Annotated in this window: 20 protein-coding genes and 6 pseudogenes; 6 read left to right on the top strand and 20 right to left on the bottom strand. The window is 42.1% G+C overall.

All coding sequences use genetic code 11. The annotated features are described in order from the left end of the window. Window positions 1-633: 633 nt before the first annotated feature. The 4 genes from K6V21_RS14370 to K6V21_RS14355 all read left to right on the top strand — a co-directional run bounded on the left by K6V21_RS14370 (window position 634) and on the right by K6V21_RS14355 (window position 4,434). Complete coding sequence (locus K6V21_RS14370; protein WP_224319043.1) at window positions 634-1,218, top strand: metallophosphoesterase; 585 nt, start codon at window positions 634-636, stop codon at window positions 1,216-1,218. A gap of 1 nt (window position 1,219) precedes the next feature. After that, the gene (locus K6V21_RS14365; protein WP_224319042.1) at window positions 1,220-1,996 is read left to right on the top strand and encodes a metallophosphoesterase; all 777 of its coding nucleotides are present in this window, start codon (window positions 1,220-1,222) and stop codon (window positions 1,994-1,996) included. Between the two features lie 3 nt (window positions 1,997-1,999). Next, complete coding sequence (locus K6V21_RS14360) at window positions 2,000-3,340, top strand: hypothetical protein (protein ID WP_224319041.1); 1,341 nt, start codon at window positions 2,000-2,002, stop codon at window positions 3,338-3,340. Window positions 3,341-3,663: 323 nt separating this feature from the next. Then, window positions 3,664-4,434: a hypothetical protein gene (locus K6V21_RS14355; protein WP_224319040.1), complete on the top strand. Its 771-nt coding sequence runs from the start codon at window positions 3,664-3,666 to the stop codon at window positions 4,432-4,434. A gap of 463 nt (window positions 4,435-4,897) precedes the next feature. On the opposite strand, the gene K6V21_RS14350 is transcribed toward K6V21_RS14355, so the two are convergent. From K6V21_RS14350 to K6V21_RS26825, 5 genes and pseudogenes are all read right to left on the bottom strand, one after another. Continuing rightward, window positions 4,898-6,052, bottom strand: coding sequence for a Wadjet anti-phage system protein JetD domain-containing protein (locus K6V21_RS14350; RefSeq protein ID WP_007855926.1), 1,155 nt, complete (start codon window positions 6,050-6,052; stop codon window positions 4,898-4,900). Next, window positions 6,049-9,444 carry an ATP-binding protein gene (locus K6V21_RS14345; RefSeq protein WP_224319039.1) on the bottom strand — a complete coding sequence of 1,132 codons (3,396 nt, stop codon included), beginning with the start codon at window positions 9,442-9,444 and terminating at the stop codon, window positions 6,049-6,051. Before K6V21_RS14345 ends, K6V21_RS14350 begins: the two co-directional genes overlap by 4 nt. Continuing rightward, window positions 9,419-10,003, bottom strand: a complete 585-nt coding sequence (locus tag K6V21_RS14340) for a DUF4194 domain-containing protein (RefSeq protein ID WP_007855929.1) — start codon at window positions 10,001-10,003, stop codon at window positions 9,419-9,421. The genes K6V21_RS14345 and K6V21_RS14340 overlap by 26 nt, the downstream gene beginning before the upstream one ends. Beyond that, window positions 10,000-11,424 (bottom strand): DUF3375 domain-containing protein, encoded by a 1,425-nt coding sequence (locus K6V21_RS14335; protein ID WP_224319038.1) that lies wholly within the window; start codon window positions 11,422-11,424, stop codon window positions 10,000-10,002. The genes K6V21_RS14340 and K6V21_RS14335 overlap by 4 nt, the downstream gene beginning before the upstream one ends. 83 nt (window positions 11,425-11,507) lie before the next feature. Beyond that, window positions 11,508-11,717, bottom strand: a pseudogene (locus tag K6V21_RS26825) (helix-turn-helix domain-containing protein). Window positions 11,718-12,223: 506 nt separating this feature from the next. Between K6V21_RS26825 and K6V21_RS14325 the strand changes: the two are divergent. After that, a pseudogene (locus K6V21_RS14325) lies at window positions 12,224-12,361 on the top strand (IS4 family transposase); the annotation flags it as partial. Between the two features lie 59 nt (window positions 12,362-12,420). On the opposite strand, the gene K6V21_RS14320 reads toward K6V21_RS14325, so the two are convergent. From K6V21_RS14320 to K6V21_RS14295, 6 genes and pseudogenes are all read right to left on the bottom strand, one after another. Continuing rightward, entirely contained in the window at window positions 12,421-12,852 is a 432-nt protein-coding gene (locus tag K6V21_RS14320) for a hypothetical protein (protein ID WP_224319037.1), read from the bottom strand. Further along, a complete protein-coding gene (locus K6V21_RS14315) occupies window positions 12,813-13,259 on the bottom strand; it encodes a hypothetical protein (protein ID WP_224319036.1) in 447 nt (148 codons plus the stop codon). Before K6V21_RS14315 ends, K6V21_RS14320 begins: the two co-directional genes overlap by 40 nt. A 35-nt stretch (window positions 13,260-13,294) precedes the next feature. After that, the gene (locus K6V21_RS14310; protein WP_224319035.1) at window positions 13,295-13,876 is read right to left on the bottom strand and encodes an RloB family protein; all 582 of its coding nucleotides are present in this window, start codon (window positions 13,874-13,876) and stop codon (window positions 13,295-13,297) included. Between the two features lie 12 nt (window positions 13,877-13,888). Beyond that, entirely contained in the window at window positions 13,889-15,097 is a 1,209-nt protein-coding gene (locus K6V21_RS14305) for an AAA family ATPase (RefSeq protein WP_224319034.1), read from the bottom strand. A gap of 736 nt (window positions 15,098-15,833) precedes the next feature. Next, the gene (locus tag K6V21_RS14300) at window positions 15,834-16,226 is read right to left on the bottom strand and encodes a hypothetical protein (RefSeq protein WP_224319033.1); all 393 of its coding nucleotides are present in this window, start codon (window positions 16,224-16,226) and stop codon (window positions 15,834-15,836) included. Between the two features lie 31 nt (window positions 16,227-16,257). Next, window positions 16,258-16,792 (bottom strand): annotated as a pseudogene (locus K6V21_RS14295) (sigma-70 family RNA polymerase sigma factor). Between the two features lie 315 nt (window positions 16,793-17,107). Here K6V21_RS14295 and K6V21_RS26680 point away from each other — a divergent pair. Continuing rightward, window positions 17,108-17,236 carry a hypothetical protein gene (locus tag K6V21_RS26680; RefSeq protein ID WP_258770893.1) on the top strand — a complete coding sequence of 43 codons (129 nt, stop codon included), beginning with the start codon at window positions 17,108-17,110 and terminating at the stop codon, window positions 17,234-17,236. Between the two features lie 496 nt (window positions 17,237-17,732). Here the strand turns inward: K6V21_RS26680 and K6V21_RS14290 are convergent. From K6V21_RS14290 to K6V21_RS14255, 9 genes and pseudogenes are all read right to left on the bottom strand, one after another. After that, window positions 17,733-18,329 (bottom strand): annotated as a pseudogene (locus tag K6V21_RS14290) (GNAT family N-acetyltransferase). A 5-nt stretch (window positions 18,330-18,334) separates the two neighbouring features. After that, entirely contained in the window at window positions 18,335-18,502 is a 168-nt protein-coding gene (locus tag K6V21_RS14285; protein ID WP_224319032.1) for a hypothetical protein, read from the bottom strand. 33 nt (window positions 18,503-18,535) lie between these two features. Next, a complete protein-coding gene (locus tag K6V21_RS14280; protein ID WP_224319031.1) occupies window positions 18,536-18,808 on the bottom strand; it encodes a hypothetical protein in 273 nt (90 codons plus the stop codon). A gap of 401 nt (window positions 18,809-19,209) precedes the next feature. Then, window positions 19,210-21,018, bottom strand: a complete 1,809-nt coding sequence (locus K6V21_RS14275; RefSeq protein ID WP_224319030.1) for a reverse transcriptase domain-containing protein — start codon at window positions 21,016-21,018, stop codon at window positions 19,210-19,212. Between the two features lie 574 nt (window positions 21,019-21,592). After that, window positions 21,593-22,749, bottom strand: a pseudogene (locus K6V21_RS14270) (site-specific integrase); the annotation flags it as partial. A 496-nt stretch (window positions 22,750-23,245) separates the two neighbouring features. Continuing rightward, a pseudogene (locus tag K6V21_RS26750) lies at window positions 23,246-23,332 on the bottom strand (metallophosphatase); the annotation flags it as partial. 490 nt (window positions 23,333-23,822) lie between these two features. Then, complete coding sequence (locus K6V21_RS14265) at window positions 23,823-24,371, bottom strand: hypothetical protein (RefSeq protein ID WP_224319029.1); 549 nt, start codon at window positions 24,369-24,371, stop codon at window positions 23,823-23,825. A gap of 317 nt (window positions 24,372-24,688) precedes the next feature. Then, on the bottom strand, window positions 24,689-25,264 hold the full coding sequence (locus tag K6V21_RS14260; RefSeq protein WP_258771452.1) for an ATP-binding protein: 576 nt from the start codon (window positions 25,262-25,264) through the stop codon (window positions 24,689-24,691). 7 nt (window positions 25,265-25,271) lie between these two features. Next, a complete protein-coding gene (locus K6V21_RS14255; RefSeq protein WP_224319028.1) occupies window positions 25,272-26,300 on the bottom strand; it encodes a helix-turn-helix domain-containing protein in 1,029 nt (342 codons plus the stop codon). Window positions 26,301-26,391 lie beyond the last annotated feature (91 nt).

The following is a 26,391-nucleotide window of genomic DNA, read 5'->3' as shown; positions in this document are numbered from 1 at the left end:
TTCGAATAGAACTGAATTGTTTTTTCAGCCAAAATAGATTCTGATAATCAAGCGATTGGTATATTTGAATATAACAGCAGAAATCATCACCAATGAGATTTCATATAATACATTTGATAAATATTCCCAACAATTATTGCGAAGTATTCGAATCATGGCATATTGAACATCCTCTTAAGTCTCACAGTGATTTTTATAGGGTGATTTGAAGAATTCACTGAAAAATATTTGGAGTATTGCGAAATTATTCTGTACATTTGCGCCTCTTTTGAAAATTTACAATGCAGCAAAATAGAATGAACATATTATCCCAAACGACAATTCGAGACAACAAATGCTTCGAAGTTCAGTCGTATGTTCTTCATGTTTGGAGCATTGAAACGCCAGAGAATATCATAAATACTTTCCAACGAACAGATATAGGAGATAAGATGCGATAGATGCTCGTATCTTGATCTTAAAATAAACAACAGAATAGTTGGAGAGTCCTTACCGAACTTTCCAACTATTTTGTTTTATGCCCATTGGTGACTGTTTGCTCCGTGCAATTCCTCTCCCGTCATTTCCGTACAATGAGCACAAGAACAACCAATTTTAATTAACCGCACAGCAATGTGCACAAAAGAGAGCAAAATGAATTACAAATTTGACGGAAACAAGGTGTATTTTACATCGGACACGCACTTTTATCATTCGAATATCATTGACTTTTGCAAGAGGCCATTCAAGAATGTAGAAGATATGAATGAAACGCTGATCGAAAATTGGAACCGGGTAGTTGATCAAGATGATATCGTGTTTCATCTGGGGGATTTTTGCCTGGGAGGATCCCATGAATGGACCAAGATTCTTAACAGACTGAATGGAAAAATCTATCTCATTCTCGGTAATCATGATCTAAAAAATATCAGGCAAGGGTACGCCAGCAGGTTTGAATTGACAAGCATGCAAATGCACATAGAGGTCGACAAGCAGAAAATCTACCTGAACCACTATCCGTTCCTCTGCTATGGAGGTGCTTACAGGAATATGTGGCAACTGTTCGGGCATGTGCATACGAGCAAGAATAATACGGGAAAAGACGCTTCACGGCTGGATATGCTCTTTCCGACGCAATATGATGTGGGAGTGGATAATAATGACTTTACTCCGGTCTCATTTGAGCAGGTAAAGAGGATAATCCAAAAACAGGTTGAACAAGCAAATAAAAATAAGTAATATGAGAATACAATATATGAGCGATCTGCATTTTGAGTTCAGGGAGAACAGCAGGTACATAAAACAAAACAGATTTCCGGTAACGGGCGATATACTCGTATTGGCCGGAGATATTTTCTATCTGAAAGACAGAGTAGCTCCTTTGGGGAATTTCTGGGAATGGGCATCTAAAAACTATAGGCAGGTTCTTATTGTTCCCGGGAACCATGAATATTACAATTATTGCGATGTGATGGAACGGGGATTACAATGGCGATGGATGTTCAAAGAGAATGTCGGTTATTATCAAAATCAAGTATTGAGAATAGACGATACCGATTTCATAATGAGCACATTTTGGTCGCATATCGAACCGGTAGACGAATATTTCGTTTGGAAAGGACTTAACGATTTCCGTCAGACCATGTACAAAGGGAAACTGCTCCAAACGGAAGCATATAATCAGATGCATGACTTCTGTTTAGGGCATATCAAAAAAAGTCTTGCCGAAAGTACGGCAGAACACATAGTGGTCGTGACTCACCACCTGCCTACTTTGCAGGTTGTTGCTCCTCAGCATAAAGGTTCCGTATTGAACAGTGCCTTTGCCAGTGAATACGGAGACCTGATCGGTAACAGCCGGATCAATGCTTGGATTTACGGACATTCGCATACCAATATCGACACAGAAATCGGGAGTACAAAAGTGATTTGCAACCAGATGGGATATGCATTTGAAAACGAGCATGTAATCAATGGATTTGATCCGGGGAAATTTTTAACGATTGAAAACGAATGAGATATGGAACGACATAAGAAGACAATCTTTACCAGGCATCTTTTCATAGACTTGGCGAAAGAATGCGGATTGAATGCTGCGATATTCGAACAGCTCGGAAGCGGGCGCGATACAGAAATCGTGGTTGATAACGATACATTGAAGATGTTAGTTAAACTTCAGGAGCAATTTGCTCAACTGGAAGAGATGGGTGACAATGAATACAGAGGATTTTATATCGAATTGCCCCGCCCTACTCAGGAAGAATGGGGAGATTGCGAAGCGTCGATTGCAGACGGAGAATATGAAAGCAAGGAAGAATACCTCCGGGATTGGGAATTGTCAAATCCCAGGGAAATGGTATGGTATCATGTTAGCTCCGCCAGATATAAAGAAAATCGTACCATACAATTCTCAGACAGGAAACACTCGTATTTTACTATTGCGAATTATTCCCGATATGGAGACAGAATAGGTGATTGTTTTTATCCCGAATGGCAAAGGGATTTCTTTGTAAAGTTGGCCTTACATCTTCAGAAGCTAATCGATGCTATCATACAAGATCCGGAGGGGTTCAATGATTATGTGGCGAATCATCTTCCTTACCAGCAGCGAAACGGAAGAATTGCGAGAAAGGAGTTCAACAGAATCGAACCGAGATTTAAAATTGAAGTCGAAGACGAGGAGACTGCAATAAAAGCACTGGAGGATTCCGTCTGCAAGAATTTCGGGCGACTGTTAGATACAATGACGATATGTTCGTATTGCAAATACTATCGGATCGCTCATGAAGCCTATGACCGGTATTTTGAAAGGTTTGATACTACACGAAAGAAGCGGACCTTCCTGAATGGAGTACCATTGGAATTACAAGATGTCGCATATTACAACATGGTTAAATTCTGCGATTTGCAAGATGAATACGATCTCGACAGTGAAACGGATTTCAACAAATTCGCCTCAGACCATTATGGGGAACTGGGATTGTCGCGGCTGAATGTACTCGCATCGGATTTTGACAGCCCCGGTTGGAGAATCATTGTTTCCAACAGCTACTCAGCGTATGCGGATGTCGCGATAGAAGTCGCCACTGCACTTTACAAGACTGGCGCTCCTTTGGAAATACACGACGCTGCCAAACTTTTACGAATACTCAAGGAGAAGGACCATGTGAAATTGATTCCGTACACATTTCACGACTACATGGGCCATCATGAAGAAGGAACCGTTTATCAACTTCCATGGGAATACGAATGTATGGATAGCGAGGAGAATGTTTTATCATTGAAACAATACCATGACATTATCTCTCTGGCAGAATGGGATGAAATAGAAAAAGTAAACATTGACAAAAACGGGATATAATCCCATAATCATTAGCAACATGGAGATGTGTCAAAACCAAAATGACAGCCCCGAAAAGTTACAAATAGTAATTATAACACGTAAAAGGGTCGTATCAAGCTCTGTATTGAGTAATGATATGACCCTTTCTTTAGTCTTTTAGGATGCTCAAATTTCAGATTATAAGTTCATGTTTTTAAAAACTGAGTTTTGACACACACATGTTATAATTAACTATATAATTAAAAACAAGAGGAATTAATTAAAAAGAAGCGTGTAAAAGGATGAAACTTAACTCTAATTTTATAGCATTCTGCAAGCAGAGCATCGCATTGGAATAACGAATGGCGAAACAGGCGGGAAAACGGTTGAATGAAGCAATGCGCAACAATATCCAAGATATTAATGTATTGGATCGGATTGCAGACCAGCTACTTGACACTATGTCAGGGCTATCAGGTGCGGGAGAACGAACTTATATGAAATATATCAAATACTTGGGAACGTTTAACCCTCAAGCTGCAAAAGAAACAAAAGATGCCTATGAAGATATCATGGGATATAAGATACATGTAGCATACGCAGCGGCACGGTTGGCCAAAGAATTGCACAAAGGACAGGTAGATCAAGCAGGTAAAGATTACATTGAAGAACATTTATCGACTGTCGGACGAAACGGTTTCGACTGGAAAGAAAAAACCGTGGGATTTCTGTTTAATGCAACTGAAGATACAGGTCATACCGTAAAAGAGATCATTAGAAAACTGAAAGCGATACTGGATGACTGGGAGAAGAACAAGGAAAAACATGACTGGATTTATGAATTTGAAGATATCGTAGGATCCTTTCCGAACGAAAAATACCACAAATTAAAAAAGCAAGAATGGGACGAGATTGAAGAGACTCTCGATCTAATGGACTTCCGCACAACTAGCAATCGTGAAACATATATCAATCGTTTCCGCGGACATCGTTTGGCCATCAAAGTCAAATTGAATGACCTTCAGTACAATATGGATATTACCCGCATTCTACACCCGACAGACAAAGACTTAGCGAAGATGGAAAGACATAAGAAAGAATATTATCTGTTATTAAAGATGCTGGCAGATTGAAGTTTTAAGACAATCAAAATTTAACTCGACTTAGTGGCATGAACCTACAAGAACAAAAGATGTAAGGTTTAACCGAGATGATGGAAATCATATATCTATCATGCCACATATGGTAAATCAAAAAAATGAGAAAAGATTGCTTCTAAACGACTCAGAAGACTTGTAAAAACGCAAGTTTGACATATTATGTACATCTATTTTGGAAGTAACTAAGCTTTTGAATGGTAAGCTGTAATAGTCAAGACTTGTTCAGAAAGATGGCCTTTCACTTCAACGTTTCGCTTACTGCAATCAATCTCGCCAAGGGCACTTGCAAAAGAATGAAAATCAAATATTCAATTTCTTCATGCAAGTCGGTAACACACAATGCCAATATGCTTGAACGGCGTGTTCGCCATTCAAGCAGACACGACATTAATTGACAAAACTTTCAAAGAACTACTTTTATTTACCGCAGAACCGCTTAGACTTGGCTAATTTTTAACGAACTATTGAATATATTTTCAATACATTTTTGCGGAATTTTCTCTTGCTCTAGACGTAGGTTGTGAGACTTGATATGATTATACAGTGTGGCTTCCGCAGGGGTAAGATGGAGAGGCTTTGATACATTGCTTGGAGTGCCTTTGTCGCCTTCAAAATAGGTGTCAAAGGTAGCGCGATCCATCAGAAGGCTTTGCGTCTGGGGAAAATAACTGCGGAACTGCGAGAGAATTTCGAAGCCCTGTACATCAATGTCGCCCCAATAGTATAGGGAAGCGTGCCGCATGAATGGAACAGACTTGAGGATGCCAACGGTGAATCCATGCCCCCAAATCAGCAGACTTCCTGCCAACTTGGGAAAAGTCAGGAAGTTGACTTTATTCTCCACCACAAACACCTTCTGCACAGGCAACGATAACGCACAGAACTGACTCTGAGGCATCGTCAGATCGTCTACACCAGAAAAGTATTCACTCGCAATCGATGCTTCCAACACACGAATGCGCACCCATGGCTCATCGTATCGCAATCCAAAGCGCTTTTCGAACTCCTTCTCATCCGAACAGACATGCTCTACAATGACAATATCCAGCAACTCACGAAGCACTCCCTTATTGCGCTCAATGAACTTGGTGTGCACCTCAATAGGCAATTCACGAATGTACAACTCAGGACAAGGATTCGCCACAAAATAGCGCAAAACTTTCAACAAATCAGGCCAAGAGGAAGCATTCTCGATCACCTTAAGTGGATAGCGTTCCACCCATGGACGAAGCTGCGGAAACTCATTAAACAACATCGCCACATCCTTGCGAAACTGTGACACTTCACCACCCTTCAGCAAGAAGCGCTCAACGTCCGATGCACTCCTGAACAACACACGCTCAGGCAGATCCTGTTCGCCCAATGCTTTCGTTTTCACTGTTTTCCACTCAATCGTGTAACCAAAGCCCTTCACCTCTTTCGATTGCGAACGGATGTCCGTTAGTTCGTGCTGATACTCATCCATCGATGCGCTCGCTTTCTTATCGCAAGGAATCACAATTGGTTCAAACTCAGAGCCAGCAACCACTGAACGCAAATAATCCACATACTTGCGTTCTGTCTTCTTACGTATTTCTGCTGCCGTTATCATACCTCCATACTCCTTTCACGTTCTGCCTTAAACTCACTGATAGGCATATTATAGAGTACAGAACGGTCGCCCTTGCGCTCCACATAATGCACATACGAAATATCGTTCTCCACGATGTGGATGTTGTCACTCGGAGTCACCACGAGCAACTGCAGGTGGAGTTGTTTGCAGAGCGAAATCAGATAGCGAGCCTTGTCCTCGTCCTGTGCGCGAAAAGCCTCATCTATGGCAATGAAGCGGAACGAAGAGTCGAGTCCGTTCTTAGTCAAGCCAAACTGATAAGCGATAGCTGACCCCAGGATGGTATATGTCAATTGCGCCTTCTCGCCACCTGACAGCTGTCCCATAGCCTCGTAGGTGTTACGCTTCTGATCATCGTCTTGATAAAACTCCTCCGCCTTATATGTGTACCATCCACGCACGTCCATCACCAACTTTCGCCATGATTCGTCTTGTAAACGAGACATCAGTGGTTCGATATGCTGTTCAAAATGAATCCTGCTGCCATCGATTGTCGAATTCATCTCATGGATGTTCGGGATCGCACTGCTCAGAAGGTCTTGGAACTCCTTCAAATCCACGTTCAATCGTTTGGCTGCGACCAACTGGATATACGTCTTTGGAGCATCCTTGAAATCGATGCCCACAAGATACGAATTCAATTGGTCGATGGTCTTGGTGATAGACTGGCGCCAGTTCTGGAAGAACATATTGAATGCACTGACCTTGTTGATGATATTCTCCTGTAAATACTTGTTGAAGCGCGATTCAAACCCAGGCAGATCTTCGTCCAGCAATCGTTGGTAATAGGTCTGATATTCGCCCACAAACTCCACGGCTTCGGGCAAACGGTTCACGTCCGAACGCCAATCGCGATACTTCGCGGTAATTTCCTCAGTGGGATTCTTGAAGCGATAAATCAGGTTCTTCAAATCGCCACTCTTGCTACCCTTCGTCTCACGTTGTTTCCGCAAAGCGGAATTGATGTCACTCTGTAACGTGTCACGCATTTTGTCCAAACCCACCAATGCCACATTCAGTAAATCTGTGTGTTGCGACTCAAAAGCATCGGTATCAACAACGCCTATTTGAGCCAAAGCCAAAGCACAATCATTGCTCTGTTTCTTGAGTATATTCTCACGATTTTCCAATAATGCTTTGTTACCGATAGCTTCATTAAACTTCTCCTCAAGTGCACCAAGTTCCTTTCTCACCCTCTCCAATTGCCCCTGCAACATCTTCACCTTATCATTGGTCTCCTCCAGTTGTCGCTTCTGTTCTTCCTTTTGCTGAATGACGAGTGCACACGACCACCAGTCGATATCATCAAACTTATCGTATTTATCAAACAGCTTCGAGTAGGTTTCTCGCTTCTCCTGAGCATTCTTTGTATCTGCCTCTATACGACGGACTTTGGTTGCCACCTCCTTTTCATCCTGCTGCAACTGGCGTACTTCCGCCTGTAGCATGGCAATCTTCTCCTTATTGTCCCAGCCCAACACATAGTGTTCCTTGCCTCGTGTCTCTGGTCGGTCGTCTTTCTCATGCTTACCACCTCTCGCCTTTATCAGTCCCTCTTTCGTTACTGCTTTCTCTTGCAGATAGTTGAAGTCCGCAAGCGAATCAACACAACTATAGTTGAACTCAGCAAATAACCTATCCTCAAGCCAATCCAAATACAAGCACTTTGGCTTGTATTCAACCTTACGGAGCAACGAATCCACCTTCAATGTCCTATCCTCAAACTCACGAAGAGGCTCTGTGCCCTCGTATCGCTGATACACGATGCGTCCTCGCAGATTATGACCATTCACATACTCATTCACCTGCTTGTAATACTTCTCTGGCACCACCAATCTCAATGCAAAATTGTGCAGAATACGCTCGATGGCATACTCCCAATCGCACTCAATATCCTTCACACGTATCAGTTCACCGATGAATGGAATCTCTTCGGCGGTTGCACCAACAGCCTTCAGTATCTCATCACGAATCTCAGCCACACGACCAGAGATATTGTTCTTATGCTGCTGCAGATAGCGTATAGTATCCACTCGCTCTGATATCGTGCAGTTGATTTCATCCTGACGGTTTTGTGCCTGACGCTTCTCTTCCATGAGTTGCCTGTCAATCTTTACCTGCAGAGCATCTTTCTCGTGTTTGGCGGTCGCACGATTGGCATCGAATACCTCTGCATCAGGACTTTGTGTCAGCTCCACCGTCTTTGCCAGCTTATCGTATTCTTCGGCTTTGGCCTTGCGGTTATCACGCATCTTCACCTTCTGATTGATTTCCTTCTCAATCTCACGTATCTGCTGACCCACCTCGTCCTTCTCAATAGCCACCGACAAGCGCGTCTGCTCTTGTTCCAGCTCACTCTTCTTCACCTTTAACGCCTTCAACTCATCTTCCAGTTTTCTCAAGTTGCTCTTGCAGCGCGCCAACTCCTCGTTGCACAAATCCACCGTTCGCGCAGCAAACCAATAGGCCACCACACTCTTCTCTTGCTCCAATTCAGCTATGCGCGTGTCTATCGCCATCAGTTCCTTTGCCAATGTATTGATAGGTTCCAGTTGGGCAATCTGCTCCTTCACCTTATCGATATTGGTTTTCGCCTCCATCAGATTTTGGAAGTTGTCCTTTAGTTCCTGGTACTTTTCCTCAGCCGGCATTTCCTCGAGCATATTCGTACGGATGAAACTGTCTAGATCGTCCAACACTTTCACGCCCACTATCTGATTGAAGAGTGTAAGCGCCTTGTCCGAACGCATTCCGAAGAGGGCTATCATCTTCTCGCCATACGCAACCGGGCCGTCAAAAAACTCTATCTTGCGTCTTGTGTCGTTCGTATTGTATTTCTTCGTCAGTCGCTTGCGCCAGTCGCCATGCAGGTCAAACTCCGAAAAGTCGCGCTTTATAGTCAGCGGTTCGCGAGCTATGCCAAACAACACCTTCAGTTCCTCGCCAGTGTAGTAGCGCACCTGAAACAGCGTCACCACACGTTTGTCCACATTGCAGAACGATGCAAGAAGTACCGAACGTGCCCCTTTGTCTCGCAATCTAAGCGTGGTAGTGCTCGCTGCACCCTCCTGCTGCTGATTGCCATAGTTGCCAAAGAAGTACGACTCCTCTGTACGGTTGCCCTTCTTCTCCACACCCGATGATTGGTTGTAGAATCGTTGGCGCTTCAGTGGCACTAGCAGCGTGAGCAGAGCATCTACCAGCGTACTCTTGCCCGATGCGTTGGCACCGGTCAGCAGCGAGTTATTGCCCTGCGTATTCATGCAGTACACCTTTTGGTCGAATGTACCCCAGTTCCACACTTCCAAATAGTCAAGCTTGAAGCCTGCCACTTCCGGACTGGTATTAAAGAGATTCATCTGCTGCATCATAGTCGTTCAGTTTGTTTTTGAATTCCAATAGATCGTCCAGTGTCACCTTCTCCTTGATGATGCGATGTATTTTATAGCGTTTCTCGCCCTCAGCATGCTTTGCTTCCACAAGGAAACCAAAGCTGACGATGCTGTCGATATAGCGGTCAAGGTCTTTCTCAAACTTGGCACGATTGAAGGTGGTGGGCAGGAACAGTTCCGCCTCTTCCTTTATTTCAGTGGCGGTTACATACTTGTACGAAGCCTGCGACTCTGTTGGATTGCTGTCGAAGTCTTCGAGTATCTGCCTCAACACGATGAGTATCACCGACACCTCAAAACCATACAACCTTCTCGACGTCATGTTCAACGTTTTGTCATCGTCCAATTTCAGTTGCTTGACAAAGGCAAAACCCTCATCCTTTTTCACGATGAGTTCCAGCCCCATCACGCTGATATAGTCCAGTATCTCGCTCTGGTAGTCGAGTACATCATTCCACACTACATCGTCTTTCTCTACGATGCCTTTCAGAAGTTTCACCACAGCCCTGCTGTATGGTTGTATATTTGTTGCGTTCATCGTGTTATTATGATTTCGGGAATTGATATCGTTTTGTTTTCTGCAAAAACAATATATTGCTGGCGCTCTTCGTTTACCACAGTCTTATATTCCTTCAGCACGCCAATGTATCCAAACACTTCCGACAGACCTTTCTCCACACCCTCGTTCCGTTCTATCACCTCTGCTAGTGTCGTCTGCTGCCTGTCGTACAGCACCTCGTTAATGCGGTCTCTCAGCACCTGACGATCGATGTGAAACGGATTGTAGAGTTTGCCTATGCGCTCCAAGTCGTCCAGACTCAGTTCAGCTATATCAGGCTTATCCTTATACACAGTCTCTTTTATAGGAGTCAGAGTCAGAGGGCGCTCGACTGGCAGATTGATATCGATAGTTTCATATTCAAGCGAAGCTTCTGGTTTCTCTTTCTGTTTGGTGGCTTCGATGAGCAGTTTCTTTATATCGTTAATCACCTGCTTTGTCACCTCTGCATTCATCTGTCCGTTCTGCCGAATGATGCGACTCAGTTTCTCGCTCATGCGATCGTTGGTTTTCGCCACCTTCTCGCCTGCGTCAAACAGATGCTTTTTCATTTCCCTAAGAAACATGTCATGCGCATCAATGCCTCTATTCTCCAGTGTTTCATAGAGTGCACCAGTCAACTCGTCCCATTCTTTCTGCAGATCGGCCGAGAGCAGGAATTCCCAGAATGCATAGAAACTCTTGCCTTGTTGCGATTGTTTCAGTTCGCCATACGCATCAAAGATGTAGTTCAGCAATACTTTCTTCTCCGCATTGTCTGTCTGGCGCTCGTATATCTCTTTGATAATCCCCTTGAAGTTGTCATCCACCTCCTTGAAATCGCTAAGCAGCTCCTTAGCCAGTTTATTCAAGCTATTGTATCGTGGTTCTATCTGGTAGTCCTCATACACCTCGACCTCTTCGCCCATCTCCAGTCGCTGAATCTGATGCTCTATCTCCATCTTTTTGGCTCGGAGCAGTTCCAGTCGCTTCTCGCGGTCCTCGTTCGAGTATTCCACCAATTCCTTCAGTTGGGCAAACAGCGTCTTGAACTTCGATTCCGTACCGATGTAATCCTCTTTTTTCAAGCTCACCACCCAATCCATCAGTTTGCTTGTGTGCGACGAAATCTCGTATATCACCTCTCCCTCTTCGTTCTGATAGTTGGTCAAGAATCCCTTGTCTGTCCAGTCTTTGATGAGTCGTTTTGCTTTCTGTTCGTTCGACTCCCCTAGTCTTGTCATTTCAAGATTATCCTCCACCAACGCATTTTCCTGCTCATCCAGTCGGTTCTCCAGTAGCATGTGCAAGCGTTCCTGCATTATAGCCGACTGTCCCTCAAACGCCTCAATGACAAAAGACAAGAAGAAATCCACACTTCTTGATTTTATGAGTCGTATGCTTGGTGACTCTCGTAACATTTGTGTTATTTCTTCTACTTGCATGAATGTTATTCGAAGTTATTTTGTTTGAAATCCATCAGTATATTTCTTATATGTTATTGTCACATCTTTGAAGGATAAACGAGCACATCTTCTTCCCCTACTTCTAGCACCTTTGCTATCTGAAGTAGAGTCTCGAGGCTGGATTATGCTGCATTCGTGCACCATTTTAATGCTGTAGCAGGATCCTTTCCTAATTGTTCTACAAGCCACTTGTTTGTGCGCTTCTTCTCTGCCAACATTACTTTGATACGATTTATGTCCTTATCCATGACTATACATTATATATTATTTAGGGCAAAAATATTAAGTGACTATATACTATCTTACAGCAAAACCCTCTATACACGATTATACGATTTATAGAAGGTTTATATTTTCTATATCCTACTGCTTAACAAGGATCACACTTTAAGGCAATATATAGTTACCATATTTTATATATTTCTCAATTGTGTGGCAAAATTACAGAATATTAATGAAAAACGATAAGTTCAGTGATAAAAAGAAAAGATCATACGCTAAATTCTATGACTTTATTCTTCAGCCTTCTCTATTTACAAGCTTTATTTATTATGTGTTTAACAGCAAGCCTTCCTCAACTACCGGAAAATCTGTATAGACATATTTGATTAGGAGGAAACGCCAGTATTAGGAAAACTTCTTCATAAACCTTACCACTTCCGATATCGTAAAAAAGTCAAACTTACCGGTTCTTATCATATAGAATTGCAGAAATATAAATATAGCGTGCCTTATTTAGTATGTAGACTAGTAAAGTACATACAAAGTACTACAAATATTGAGCATCTCATTGACGGATAAAACTCAACTGAGAGACTCCTTTGATAAAACTAAATTTCAAAATGACAAAGAACGATTCGGACCAAATGGGCCAAGTTTATTTAAATTTTAATTTGGACCAATTTTAATGGAACACTAGTGATCCTAAAACTTAATATATATACTAAACCCTTATTTTTCTAATTTTAATTGAGCCTCTTTCTCTTTAATAAGCAATAAAGAAATATCAAATAAGACTTTTATAGTACTATTTAATTCAAGCGAAAAATCTTTAATCAAAGTGGTCATCTTATCAACATCATCATAGTATGAAATAATTTTTCTATCTAATCGTTCCAGTTCCATGTTAGCATCCTTAATCTCTTGCAGAAATAACTTTTTCTTTTCTATATCTACCGCTTGTTTACTTAATTCCAATAAGATATTTTTTCGATGCATATTATTCTCTTTTATTTGAATATCATATCTGTTTTGATTAACACGTTCTATAAAAGAGAGTTCTTGATCCAATAAATCCGATAGTCCAATACGTGCTTTAATCCAGCATTCTTCATAAGTCTTTTCTAAATTTGTTTTCTGGCGTTGTACATCAACTTCAAACACATATCTATACTGCAAAAATCTGTTGCATAGATTCGACCTTTCATTTGACATATTTCTGATTTAGATAATGATATATTCTGATGGTCAAGACCAACAGTAATTCCCATAACATCTACTATATTAAGTAAAGCCAAATTATTTTTTAGACAGTTATTATAATCATCCAACTTTTTAATATTTTGTTGATGAATTAACAGTTTATCTTGTTGCATAATAGCTTTCTCACTATTTCTATTACTATAAATAATAGCAAGATAACCTACTACAACAGCAAAAATTCCACTACTATAACTTCCCCAAAAATTTAACCAAGAATCATTCGAAAGGTTTGTTTTAATAACATTACCATATGTCAACATCGTATTAATGATAAATGCGATAGCAATTCCACTAATTATGATTCCCAAAACAATATATAAATCTTTTTTTCATCAATTCATATTTATTGCAACGATTCACTAACTTTTTTAATCGCCTTATAAATCTCGCTATAAGAATCTCTACCTTTATATTTTTCGGCCAATTCACATGCTTTATCCATTTTTGAGTCTGCAAGCATTTCTTTAACCCATTTATCCTTCTCAAGGTATTTCCGAGTTTTATCATATGTTGGCAGATATTGCTTTAATGCTCTTTCTGTTGCTGCTGAATCTTGGAAATGTCGACATGTATCTTCAAAATGTAGTAAAAACCAATATTCTATTGACTGTAAGCTATCACAAAGAATCACATTAGCATTATTTTCATATTTCTTTTTGAGCGATACCATTTTTTTATTCTCTGCATCAGAACGCCTGCTAACATCAGCATCAAAAACACATATTACAAAGACATCTTCATCCAGAAGTTCCTTTATTTTCTTTTCTATTTTCTCAATACTATTGTTTTCAAATAAACGAGGAGAAATAGAGTATCTATAACCAAGTATTTTTTTCAAATGACTGAAATAGAATAATTCAGTCAAACCCTCACCGACGATATGAATAATCTGTCTGGTCGCTGTATTTTTTCTTGCTTTTCTCATAAAAATACACGATTATAGATTAGGAACTGCACCGAATTTACCGAACTTATATGCCTTTTGGAAAGAACTGATCCTATTCAATCCCTTGAAGTCTGTCAGAGGATACAGTACACTTGATCCATCCGGATTCTTTTCAGTAAACCAAACATTATCTTTTCTAAGCAAATCTTCCTCTCCTAACAGTCCATCATAATGCGTAGTGAGCAACAACTGTGCCTGTTCTGATTCTTTTAGAAAACGTTCAATGATGTATTCTATCAATTTCGGATGAAGAGAAGATTCAATCTCGTCAACTGCGAGAAAAGCATCTTTTTCAAGAATCTTTTGTACTTGAGCAGCCAAGCCAAATGTACGAATAGTACCATCCGATTCAAACAGTTCCGAGAACTCATAATAATCATTGTTACCATACTCAGATGAAACTTTATGCTGATACATAGTATAATTAATCGGCCCTTTATGCGTTTCTTGTTCTTTGGAAGTAATATTTGAAATATTAAAATCTGCTTCCTGCAGATATCTCAAAATATAATCTTTTGCTAACTCATTCTTGATTGATTCTTCGGCATAACGACTTAAAGATGATGCAGGTACAATAGCCGGCATAACCTGATTGATTAGATACTGAAGAACCTTCTCTAGTTCTACAATATGTGTATTCACCTGCATATAGGCAGCAAAAACTGACATATTATGCAAACACTTCAATGTTATTTCCTCTTTGACAGCTTGCGACATCTTGATTTTCTGTCCAAATTTAATAACAGATACGTTATTTTCAGTATTTCTTTCAAATATAGTAGCAGGCTGTTGACTTGGATAATAAATTAAACTTTCCTTTGCTACGTGCCATCTATCTAAAGCTACTGAATAGATATAACAAACAGCTTTCTCCTCATTCTTCAAATAGAACGAAATCGAATATTCAGATAACTGCCTTGAACTTGTTTTATTCAGGAGAAACGGGACTATTTGAATTTGTTCTGCCTTATTAAGTGGAGTATAAGTAATGAATGACTTGATAAAATCACAAACCTTAATAATATTACTCTTACCCGAAGCATTTGCTCCATAAATAACAGCCACTTTCAATAGTCTCACACCGCCACCCAATTCAACAACATGATATGATTCCATATCCTTACTTCTATCAGCTTCAAAACTTAATATAGCCTCGTCTCTAAATGAGAACATGTTCTTAAATCTAATTTCTGCTATCATACAATTTGTTTTTCCACAAATATATAACTAAATATCCATATCCACAAATAAGATTCATCTATTTGCATCATTTCTACAAATATCACAAACTAATATCTATTCTATTAAATTTATTATAACCTTAGGCAATATCAATCATTTAAAAATCTTGGATCACAACAAGGAAAAGGTAAGTATACCTACAGAAGAAGCCATGAAGATGACTATCTATGTACAGAAGCAGAAATAAGACGTATGTTTGCTGATGCTAATCACCACAGGGGTTCTAATGTAAGGTGGACACACCGTATCTATCCGGACAGAAATGTGGGAAGCAAACCTCTATCATTTCTATATAAAAGTATATAATAAATTATGATCCGGTGACAACATTGGCATAACATGACGGGACATGGAAACATTTTTCCGGTATGGCAATAAGATACGGGGATTCCGTTATAAAAAAGGCCCTTATTTTATTATGTTATTATGTCATTCTGAAATTGGGTGGGCCGTTCGTGTACCGGTGGAACGGCCGTTCCCGTAATGACGGCACATCCCGTACTGATATCATTATCCTCCGGCAATGCCGCTTCCCGGTCTTGCCGAAGTGACCTTATGCCGGCCGGTGACAACCGCATGTCCGTGCGTAAACATGGCGGCTCATAAAAACAGGCACATCCCCCGGGCTCCTGTCCCGTCGGATGCGCCTGTTTCCGTTATGTCATATATAGCCGGACTCCTCCGGCCCATGCCTCTATCTCAGTATCGGGTTCGAGAGCAGTATCTTGTAATAGGCCACCCCGCCAATCTCCACCGGCATCCTCGCCATCATGAACTGCACGCTCTTCCTCTCCACCTTCGCCTGCCGCATGAGCCTCTGCACGATAAACCCCGCCGAGAACCTTGCGCCTCTTTTGTCCTTCCAGACGATGAACCCCTCACTGTCGTCGGCCCGGCAGATATACCAGTCACCCGTCTCGTCGTCGTGGGCGAAGTTCACCCGTCCGCCGCCGAGGATTCCCAATTCGATTGACATCGTCTTTGACAGATAGACGGTTCCCCTGCTGTCAAGGTTGATGGTCCGCTTTCCCTTGTATGTGACTTCCTGCGGACGGGAGTTTTCCCTGTTGTATACTATCAGTGCCATAACTTTCTTACTTTTCCGTTAAACGATTTTTTCAATACATGAAGCTTTCCACCGCCAGCATCTGGCTTCTCCATGCGAAACCGCTGTGGGTACGTACCGCGTCCACTATCCTGTATACTTTCTGCGATATGGCCGATGCCGATACGCCCATGCATTCCGCCAGTGCCTTGAACGAGAATTGCGCCTCATAGAACCGGAGCATGAACATCCGGCCTTACGAAACGCAGTATGTCCTTAACCAGCCTCTCGCACCCGTTCAGGTCATCCTCGGAAAGGAATTCTGCCTCCTCGCCACATCGGAGGAAGAAATCATCTTCAGGGTGTGCATACCGGTTCTCCCTTTTAATCTTTACCAGGGCCGCCTTTTTGTAGCATCCGATGAAATACGCGTCATAGTCCGTTATGTCTCCGGGAACCAGCACCTGCCTTCTTACGAAAAGGTAGGTGTCATGGAAATTGTCCTCGTCCAGCATTCCGTACCGGCGTAACGTCCCTCTCAATCTGTCATAGGATTTTGTGAACCACTCGTTGAACAGTCTTTCCTTTTCTGCGCTCTTGTCTGCCATAGCCTTATAATTTTTTGAGTTATACATGGCCTACACGGGTAGGCATTCTTATTTCTTGTGCTTCCTCCAGTTTGTTTTTCGGCGGTCTCCGGCAAGGCTTGCCGTGAAAAAATACGCTCACGCGAAGCCTGAGGAAGATTTTTTCACGTGCAACCAGCCCGAAGGGCCGCCTTGCGGGACCGGCCTGAAAAACAACTATTTTTGCCGCAAGAAATGAGGATGACGGATTCCTTCTGTTTACTGCCTGTCCGGTGAAAATTTAAAATTCCATGCAGTTTTTCTGTCTTCGGTATGTTTGGAGAAATATTCAAGGATATGAAAAGAGAACGGCAATATGTGATATTGCAGAAGGAGCGGATATGGGATTGGAAACAGGAAGCGTGCCCGGGCTTTCATGCAGCTTATACGGAAGTGTTGATTTTGAGGAGGATTACAGGGAAGTGACAGGAAGGTCGGCTGTTGGAAAAATGCGTGTGCGTTGCCCCTTCCGGAATACGGAGTCCTTTAAATCATGAACTTTATTCAGGAGTGCGTCTCGATATTTGCCTGAGACAAAATTATAAGTCGCCCATTCATGGATAAGTATTTGGAATATATCAACGACATGCTACGATGCGATAAAGAGAATCGGAACGGCAGACTGAAACTCGCAACCGGCTGATAATGCGGACTATTCTAAAATAAGTGTGGCAAACTTGGAGACATCCGACGAAAACCTTGGAAAAAGAAGAACCGGACAAAGCCTCCGCCTTCAAAATAATGCTCTATTATGCCACAGGTGCGGCATTACTTGTCATTCCGGATTGGCTGCCCATGAAATGTAACGATAAATCCACCGCCCGCCATCAAGAAAACGGCCGGTGTCATATGGCAGGCAATCGTAGCGACAGCCCGTCTTTGGAACCCGTTGTCACCTCAAAGGATTTTACTGAATATTATGTCAGTCCTTTTTCAAATCAAAATACAGCAGACGGGTTTTCAAAGGTTCATCTTGCGGAATATCATAATATTGCTTTTCTATCACGTCTGTTTTATAGAGTGGAACGAAACCGTTTCTTTCATAATACCCGAGAATCTTTTCCCCATTGTATGCATCCACCACGATAAAACGGCATCCTGTCTTGTTGTCCTCGTGACGGAACCAGTCTTTATGAAAGCCATCAGTTGCCGTCCTACGTGGCTTGATGTACCCTGATATTCCCGGTTGACACCCAGTCTTCCTATCAGCACGGCCGGATAGCTGCGTCCACGTTTAGGATTTACAATATTGCGTTGCAGCCTGTTTTTATCATTGGGGATATTAATCTGGTCTTGATACTGTCATTGGACAAGGTAAACAAGGCCACAATACGATGCGGAATTTCAGTCGTCACCCAACAATATGTTTTTCCAAGGAGTTCATCCGCATACAGATCGGCATCATTGAGAAAAAATCATCAAGGTCATTCTCGCCACAAGTGAAAGGAAGGCAATTCCTCCGTACTTCCTTGTTATAGGCAAGCATGACACAATCATCATATAAAGAAATACCGTCCATTGCTGTTAATTGAACCGGAATGAACGGGACTTTTCCAATACTTTTCGCAACCGTTTCTTTGCCGCCACTGATAACCGGGGTGTTACCTTTGCAGCGTTCTTGTCTGCACTGCGTACGAAATCTTCCGCCGTAGCGCCTTCCAAAACCGGAATGTTCTTGATAGTTATAGCCATAATATTATTTTTTGCAAAAATACAACTTTGTTGTTATACAGCCAAATAATAGCCCGTCTTCCATTCTTTTTCCAGAATGTTCCTCCATATCCGGAAAAGTCTGTGCCACACCGCCCGTTGCGGTAAGCCGTTTCTCCCAAGGAAAGGGCAGGCAATACCGGCGGACGTGAATACGGGCAGGACAACCCGTACATGCAATGCAGAGGGAGCAGGAGAGCCTTCCCCACAGTCGGAGAGAAAAGCGGTCTCATGCCGGGGTACGGCATGAAAAGGGGTTCCTGGACAGTTCTTTTCCTTGTCGCACATGCACTACGTCGATCGCAGTTTTCGCCTTCTGAATCCCCCTCACGTCCGTCCCTGCGTTTTCGGAGCGTTTTTCCGGCAGAAAATTTCACCATGCGGAAATTTTCTGCTGGAAACCGAAGGGAAAACGCGGAGTCCCGCAGGGACGGACGAACTTTGATGAGGAAGGAGAAAAATCGTCCGTTTCGTAAATATCATTTCCTCAGATGGCATCGCATATCTCCTTCTCCATCTTTTCCAGCTTATGGGACAGGATTTCCATGTCGCTGCTGATCTTCTGGTTGGTTATCCGTAGGCTCGGCAAACAACGCCTTTCCGCTTTACAGCGGTAGGTTTTCGTTTACCTGCCCCCGAACCGTACTTACACGTCTCCATGTATACGGCTCTCCATCTGTAACATCATTTTACTCACCACAGCTCTGGATTTTTGCGTTACACTCCGCACATACGACCAAAGTCTTTCTGTGCATATAGAGCATTTTGCGTTCCCAGTCATTTTTACCTTTTAACTCTTTGAGAGTGCGGACATGGTGCATTACCACTTCTCCGTGCTTGCCACATAGTTCGCACGTTTTTGTTGTAAGCCTTTCTATCAGACTCAACGATGGCGTTTTGAACATATACGGCAGATTATCACTTGGGGCTGTTTCACAATCCGTTTTACGGGCGTAACCCTCATTGTAGAATACCCTGTACTTGGTTTCTCCTCCCTTGTTTACAAAAGGCACGGCAAAGAGATTGTCCTTACGGTATGTTTCAATGACTTTTCTCACTGACATATTCAGCTTTTGAGCAAGAGTTTTGTACATGGAGAACTTCATGATACAACCGAAAGAGCGTCCCAAAGCCGATACATTGTTTGCTATTGAGTAATAGTTGTAGAACCCTCGTATTTCGGTATTGAACTGAGATACAATCTCGTGCGCTTCATTGTCAATCATATAAGCCCTGTCTTTTGACACCCATGTTTCCTTGCCGTGTTTGGTGACAACTTTCATGGCTTCGAGGCTGAGCAGTTTATTCTTGATTACTTCTCTTGAAACGTGCAATATCACATTCCCGTTGAAGTATCTGCGCACTGTTCCGTTACTGTTTCTCTTTGTGGCATAGTCTTTACGGACATATATTTCGTAACCAAAAAATTTTGCGCTGTCTTGTGCATTTGTAATCAAAGTTTTTTCCTGTGACATCTCCAGCCTTAACTTTTCCTGCATAAACCTAGTGATGTCGGCTTTGATTTTCTCGCATTCGTTTTTCGTTCCGATAACCCCGATTAGAAAATCATCAGCGTAGCGCACATATCTCAGTCTGCGAAAATTTCTATCCATATCGTTGCCACTTGGCATTGTTAGTATCCGCTTCTGCTTTTCGTGCAGTTCTTCTGCCATTTTTGTTCTTTCGTTTGCATCCTTCACTTCGTTTATCCTACGCTTTAGGTAGTGTACTCTGTTGTTGAGTTTGCAAATGTCCTTGTTACGACTTCTTATTGTCCCTTTATTGAATTTGTCGGCATATTCATCCATGTATTTATCGAACTTGTCAAGATATATATTTGCCAAAATAGGGCTTATGATACCACCTTGCGGTGTCCCTGAATAAGTCTTGTTGAATTGCAACTCTTCTATGTACCCTGCATTGAGGAATTTCCGTATCAGACGAAGAAATCTGTCATCTGCTATTCTACCTTTCATTATTTCTATCAGCACATCATGGGCTATGTTGTCAAAGAAGCCTTTTATATCTCCCTCAATGAACCATTTTGTACCGTTGAAATTGTTTTGTAGACTTTTCAGTGCTGTGTGGCAGCTTCGGTTTGGTCTGAAACCGTGCGATGTCCACTCAAAGTGTCCATCATATATGGCTTCAAGCACCATTCTTACTACCTCTTGAACCAATTTGTCTTCAAAAGACGGTATTCCTAACGGACGCATCTTCCCATTCTTTTTCGGAATGTAAATTCTCTTTGCAGGATTGGGCCTATAAGTCTCATCCTTTATACTCTCTATGAGTTTGTTTATCCTATCAATGCTCATTTCATCCTCTGTTTTACCATCTGTGCCGGGTGTCATGTTTCCCGGCTTTGCATACATACGTTGGTAGGCGACAAAGAACATTTGTTCATTGAATAGAATACGGTAGAGCCTTTCGTATTTATACTCAGGCTCGTTGCTGTGTCCAGCTAAAATGTTTAATACTTGCTCTGGATTTCTCATACGCCTCTCACGTTTTCCGTTGTTTGTATTAAAGTTACAGACTACTTCCCTTCGCCATGTACAAGGCTTTCCCTTGCTCGGACTACTACGGAAGTTCCGTTACCATATCGGATATTCAAAAGCTTTCTTTATAGCTGTTTATTCCAGCGTTCCGACTTAGGTAATCCCCAGTTAGTTCTCCTAATAACTATTAGCACGTCATACTGTCGGATGCGACTTTCGTTCTTGTCCGCTTATTGCGGCTGTGTCATAGTCGGTTCTTTATGCTCTGCACTAACGCACAAAATAGGCAGAGTACTATGAAACAACGTATGTATAATAGTCTTCCGTTGTTGCAAGATTTGGTACCACCGAACTATCGTTCAACCAATCAAGGCTTCATCCTTATGTATGTCTTTTCGTCTTGCCCCTCAGTCGCCACTTGACTATTAGTGGACTTGGAGCTTTAATCAGTATGCTACACTCCCCATCGGGTTTCCCCTTTGGATAAACTGATTGACGATAGGATTATATCGAACCCAATCATAACTTCTTGATAAAGAAGTATTTATTAAGCGACCACTCTGGGCGCACTCGCATATATCTGGGTGGTTTTCAAATCCGTATGCCCCAAAAGACGGCTTACGGTCTCGATGGGTACACCGTGCGAGAGCAGCACGGTGGTGGCATTCGTATGCCGGGCCACATGATAGGCCAACCGTATCTTGAAACCGCACTGCCTGCCAAGTTCCTTCAATATGGTGTTGCATCTGCCGTTGCTCGGTACCGGAAATACATGATCGTCCTTGGACAGCCCCTTGTACTTCTCTATGATACGCTTGGGAACGTCCAGCAGGCGGATGTTGGACTCGGTGTTTGTCTTGCGCCGGTGGTGATGATCCAGAGGTTGCCGTCGAAGAAGGTCTGGAGCCGGTCGGTCGTCAGTGCCTTCACGTCCGCGTATGCCAGTCCGGTGAACACAGAGAAGATGAAGAGGTCGCGTACCAGTTCGCAGGTCCCGCTTTTCACCGGGGCCTCCATCAGCGTCTGTATCTCACGCTCCGTCAGGTAGCCCCGGTCAACGCTCTCGAGGGAGTTGATGTACCCGGCGAATGGGTTGAAGGGAAGCGCGCTGCTGTTGCGAGCGATGGAGATGATGTGCTTGAGCCCGATCATGTAACCCCATACGGTATTGGTGCGGCATTTCTTCTCCGGACGCAGGAAATACTCAAAGTTGTTGATGAACGTCAGGTTGAGTTCCTTCAGGGGAATGTCGTCACGGCGGTACACTTTCGGGACGAACTCGCACAGGTGCCTGTATATGGTACGGTAGCGGTTGTATGTTCCCTGCACGCGGCTGTGTCCCACCTTCTTGATGAACTCCTCGTTGTGCTGCTCGAAGAGCTTCAGCAGCGTCTCGCGTTTCACGCCCAGCCCGAGGCAGGCGTCCCTCAGCCTGGCGGCGGTGACATAGCCGTCGGACAGCATCAGTTCCTGGTAACGGCGGTTCACGCCCACACGTATCCGGTCAACCGCCGCGTTGATTTTCTGCGCCTCGGCGCTCTTGCCCGTGGCACGTGCCGTTTTCACGTCCCAAAGTTTCGGGGGCACGTCCAGCTTGCAGCTGAACTGCTTGATTTCGCCGTCCACCGTAAAACGGCACATCAGGGGGAGATAGCCGTTGGCTCTCTCGCTGCCCTTCTTCACGTAGAAGAGAATTTTGAAGGTCGATCTGCCCATACTCGTTTCCATACTTTTTTGATCGTTACAAAGTTAATATCAAGCGAGTTGTCCTCAGGTATGAAAAGCTGTGCAAATTACTGAAATAGAATCCGTTGTGCCGTTTTTTGTTCCTGTTATATCAGTAACGATATGGGAACTGAAGTCTTTCGCAGCTTTTAGCGGACCTCCTTTTTCTGCTTATGCAGTATTATGAGTTAAACACCTAACTGCTTAATAGACTGCATTCCTGCTGTATTATCATCAACCTTGCTTTTTCTTTCTGCGTTTATAATAGATTGATACAGGTTTTACCACGTCCTATTATGATAAAAGATGGTATACGACAAGAAGAAACATCTGCTCATGTGTTATACGAGAAGCACTAATAAATTGTATAATTCGGCACTATAGAATATTTTGTGTAAATGGAAAATACGGGATTCAAATTATGAACCAATTTATGCTTATATTTGAAAACAGAATCCAGATATAAGAGAATTTACAAGTGAATCCTGTTTCCATTTACACAAAATTCCAGACAGTGTCTATTTCCGTGATAAAAGTGGGTATCAGATGTAAAGAACACCTTGCTGCCATCAAATTTATAATTTATTTCTTCTCAATTTATGTGCATCACTGCGCGTTAATAATCAAGTTATCAATCACCCATCAAACGGAAATGACAGAGAAGTATCACAAAAGCAACTGCCATAAATGGGTATAAAACAAAATAGTTGAAAAGTTTGCTAAAGACTCTCCAGCCATTCAGTCTCTATTCTAGATCAAAGTATAGTAAAATGTACTTTATTATGTTCGCTGGAAAGTATTTACAATACGAGATTCAATGCCGGAGACATGAACATTCAACACACATTCCGAGCGTTTATTACCCTGAATTGTGGTGATTGATAGTATGCCCATCCAAATTCTCTGCATTGTTAGTTTTATGTTATTTCAAAATCAGTGCAAAATTAGTAAATAAACTCCATATACCGCATGACAGAACAAGAAACTGAGTTTATATGAATATAGATATTATATCAGTGAAGATATAATTTAGCAGGGTTCATTACTATAAACTATGTAACTCAAGAAGGATGTTCTTACTCTTCCTTTTCAAATTCTTCCGAAGCATTTGCTATCAACGCCTTTCCTATTTCCATCTGTATGAATTTAGGCAATCGAAACAATTTTGCCATAAGCTGGTTATAAGTGAACTCGACTTTGGTATACAGTATAGATTCTTCTTTAATGTGCACATCGATTTTCTCAACAATCTCAGAGTCTTCCATAAAGTCAGAAAAGTCCGGTTCTTCAAACCAATTTATCATGTCATCCTCATTGATTCTAAGACGAATATAATCGCCACAACCATCTACCTCTGGAATTAAACCGTTAGGAACATAATCTGCAATTTTACATATTGTCTTTTTGTCTTTGTCAAGTAAGAAATAGGTCCCACTATCACATACCTTGGCTTGCAAATACAAACTGCCATATTCGGGCTTCGAATTCAGAAGTTTATGAGTTTTCAAATCGATTATTCCTGACCATACCCCTTTAGAAACCAATGGATACTCGTTTTCATATAGTTCACCCATCCATGTATCAGTATAACTACACATTTCCTCATTGTATGGAAAGTAGATCATAAGGCTCCGCTTATCTAAATCTTTTGATTAGGAGTGCTAAAAAATCAAATCCCTGCGATAATCACCAAATTATTACAAGGATTTTTCATATTTTTCAGTCTATTGTCGGAAATCTTTGTGGACGTAAAATCGACTTTTGCGGTCCTAATCAAATAAGCTGATAAACAGACAGTTGAAATCTTACGGCCCTAAAATTGATTCTTGCGGCCCTAGACAATCGATGGAAAATCCGATGCTTTTACATAACGGGGATATTTGCCTGCACCATCTTTCTGTATAATCCCTGCATTTTCCATCTTTGAAATCAAGCCTCTAATTTATTTTTCGGACAACATGTCTTGAAATACCTTTTTGAGAAGAGAACGATTTATATAACCATTTTTATAAAAACAGTCTGAAACCAACTTGAGATGGTTCATATTCATTCCTTTCAGTCTTTCTGCTGACTCATTCCGATATTCCTCGGACAAATGATAAGAGCCATTTTCGTAAACGATAAGGTTTTCTTCCAACAATTTTCTTAAAATCTTTTCATCAAGCCCCTCGTAATCCCTCATTGCTATTTTGTACAAAGCCAGCAATTCAAAGACATTCAGTTGCTCGGCCGCAGCTCTATTATCCTGTACCTTCCTGACAAAAATAACAAAGGCCGTATCAAGTATAGGAGCTTTGAAGGTGAGACTTACCTGATACGGGTCTGTTCCCGAATAGTCAGGCAGTACTCTCCCCTCCATAATGCAGTTGTAGAACATTTTATCCACCCCCTGACCGGAACGTTCCACCAATCCGGTCTTCTGCAATATCTCGCTCATCAACTTACTGCGGGGAACGCTATTCACCGTCAAGATGTTGTTTATATCCACTCCGGACGGGAAGCCACCGGCATTAGTAATGGTTATGCTATCGGGATACTGCTTGATGACGACATCGCTCTAAATCAACATTGAGCGGTGGCAGCAAGCATTCAATATCGCCTCTCTGATTGCCTCCTTGTTGAACGATGGTATATCGAATATATAAGGGGCCGTCATTGTAATGCAGAAGCGGGTTGCTGGCAGGCTGGTTGATGTAATCCCATACCTTGTCAATCGCTATGAATAACGGCAACTGAAATTCTTTGCGAGCGGTATCTTGTATCATCGAGTGATATGTTCTGAACTCTACAACGATATTGTTCTGAGGGAGATATTTCCGTATGGCTTCGGATTTCCCAAGCAGAATAAGTGCCGCATAATTCAATTTCCCGTCCTTCAACAAATCCAAATCAGATAGCACTTGTTCGTCGGGATAGTTTTGAAACAACGGATTTTCCTGCTTTCGCGCATATTGGTTTTTCATTTCTGCTATGGCCTCCTTATCCAAATCCTCTATGGTAAGCCCCTCGCATATCTTGGCTGAAAAATCCGGTTCCTGTTCAGACAATATCCTGAAAATCTCGGCATCGGACATTGCCCGCAGGCTTTCCCCTGTACGCATAAGAGGTACGCCCTCAAATCTCAACAACCTACCTACGGGACGAGATGGAACAGATAGTACAAGCACATGCTTACCGTCTTCGTAAAGTTTGGTAGCTTCTATCCTCATTCCTAATCTTTCGTAGATTTCATCTGTGAGTTCTCCCACTTCTTTTTCTGCAAAATCCGAACCGACAACCGCATGGGGCATATGATCTACCATTCCTAATACCAATCGTCCACCCTTTTCATTCGCCAACGCGACAATATACCCCAATACACACCACCGCCTGTCTTTCAGATCAACGTGTTTTCCTCCGGCAAACGGGTAATTATGCTTTGCCTCCTTAATACTATATGGTCTTTGCTTTCGCGTAGCTTCTGTAATTCTGCAATCGTAATCTCCAACAAGGTAAATCCAACCCCAAAAGATACAAATGGCTATTCCGATAGAAACGAAAATTGTGCAACACAATTTTATGTCAGTAACACATGACAATGTAAAATAAAAGGGGATCGTGCCAGCGAAATCTCTCCCACAAAAAATAAGGGCTAAAACTGTATAT

Source organism: Bacteroides cellulosilyticus (genome assembly GCF_020091405.1).
GTDB lineage: Bacteria > Bacteroidota > Bacteroidia > Bacteroidales > Bacteroidaceae > Bacteroides.
The sequence above is the reverse complement of the archived record's forward strand: the minus strand, read 5'-3'. Positions and strand labels throughout refer to the sequence as shown.

Excerpts from the sequence above, each read along its gene's own strand:
- K6V21_RS26680 (WP_258770893.1), top strand. The coding sequence starts at position 17,108 with ATGAAAAGAGAACGGCAATATGTGATATTGCAGAAGGAGCGGATATGG.
- K6V21_RS14280 (WP_224319031.1), bottom strand. The coding sequence starts at position 18,808 with ATGTGCGACAAGGAAAAGAACTGTCCAGGAACCCCTTTTCATGCCGTA.
- K6V21_RS14275 (WP_224319030.1), bottom strand. The coding sequence starts at position 21,018 with ATGAGAAATCCAGAGCAAGTATTAAACATTTTAGCTGGACACAGCAAC.
- K6V21_RS14360 (WP_224319041.1), top strand. The coding sequence starts at position 2,000 with ATGGAACGACATAAGAAGACAATCTTTACCAGGCATCTTTTCATAGAC.
- K6V21_RS14335 (WP_224319038.1), bottom strand. The coding sequence starts at position 11,424 with ATGTTACGAGAGTCACCAAGCATACGACTCATAAAATCAAGAAGTGTG.
- K6V21_RS14310 (WP_224319035.1), bottom strand. The coding sequence starts at position 13,876 with ATGAGAAAAGCAAGAAAAAATACAGCGACCAGACAGATTATTCATATC.
- K6V21_RS14265 (WP_224319029.1), bottom strand. The coding sequence starts at position 24,371 with ATGATCTACTTTCCATACAATGAGGAAATGTGTAGTTATACTGATACA.
- K6V21_RS14345 (WP_224319039.1), bottom strand. The coding sequence starts at position 9,444 with ATGATGCAGCAGATGAATCTCTTTAATACCAGTCCGGAAGTGGCAGGC.
- K6V21_RS14285 (WP_224319032.1), bottom strand. The coding sequence starts at position 18,502 with ATGGCTATAACTATCAAGAACATTCCGGTTTTGGAAGGCGCTACGGCG.
- K6V21_RS14305 (WP_224319034.1), bottom strand. The coding sequence starts at position 15,097 with ATGATAGCAGAAATTAGATTTAAGAACATGTTCTCATTTAGAGACGAG.
- K6V21_RS14300 (WP_224319033.1), bottom strand. The coding sequence starts at position 16,226 with ATGGCACTGATAGTATACAACAGGGAAAACTCCCGTCCGCAGGAAGTC.
- K6V21_RS14340 (WP_007855929.1), bottom strand. The coding sequence starts at position 10,003 with ATGAACGCAACAAATATACAACCATACAGCAGGGCTGTGGTGAAACTT.
- K6V21_RS14365 (WP_224319042.1), top strand. The coding sequence starts at position 1,220 with ATGAGAATACAATATATGAGCGATCTGCATTTTGAGTTCAGGGAGAAC.
- K6V21_RS14370 (WP_224319043.1), top strand. The coding sequence starts at position 634 with ATGAATTACAAATTTGACGGAAACAAGGTGTATTTTACATCGGACACG.
- K6V21_RS14350 (WP_007855926.1), bottom strand. The coding sequence starts at position 6,052 with ATGATAACGGCAGCAGAAATACGTAAGAAGACAGAACGCAAGTATGTG.
- K6V21_RS14355 (WP_224319040.1), top strand. The coding sequence starts at position 3,664 with ATGGCGAAACAGGCGGGAAAACGGTTGAATGAAGCAATGCGCAACAAT.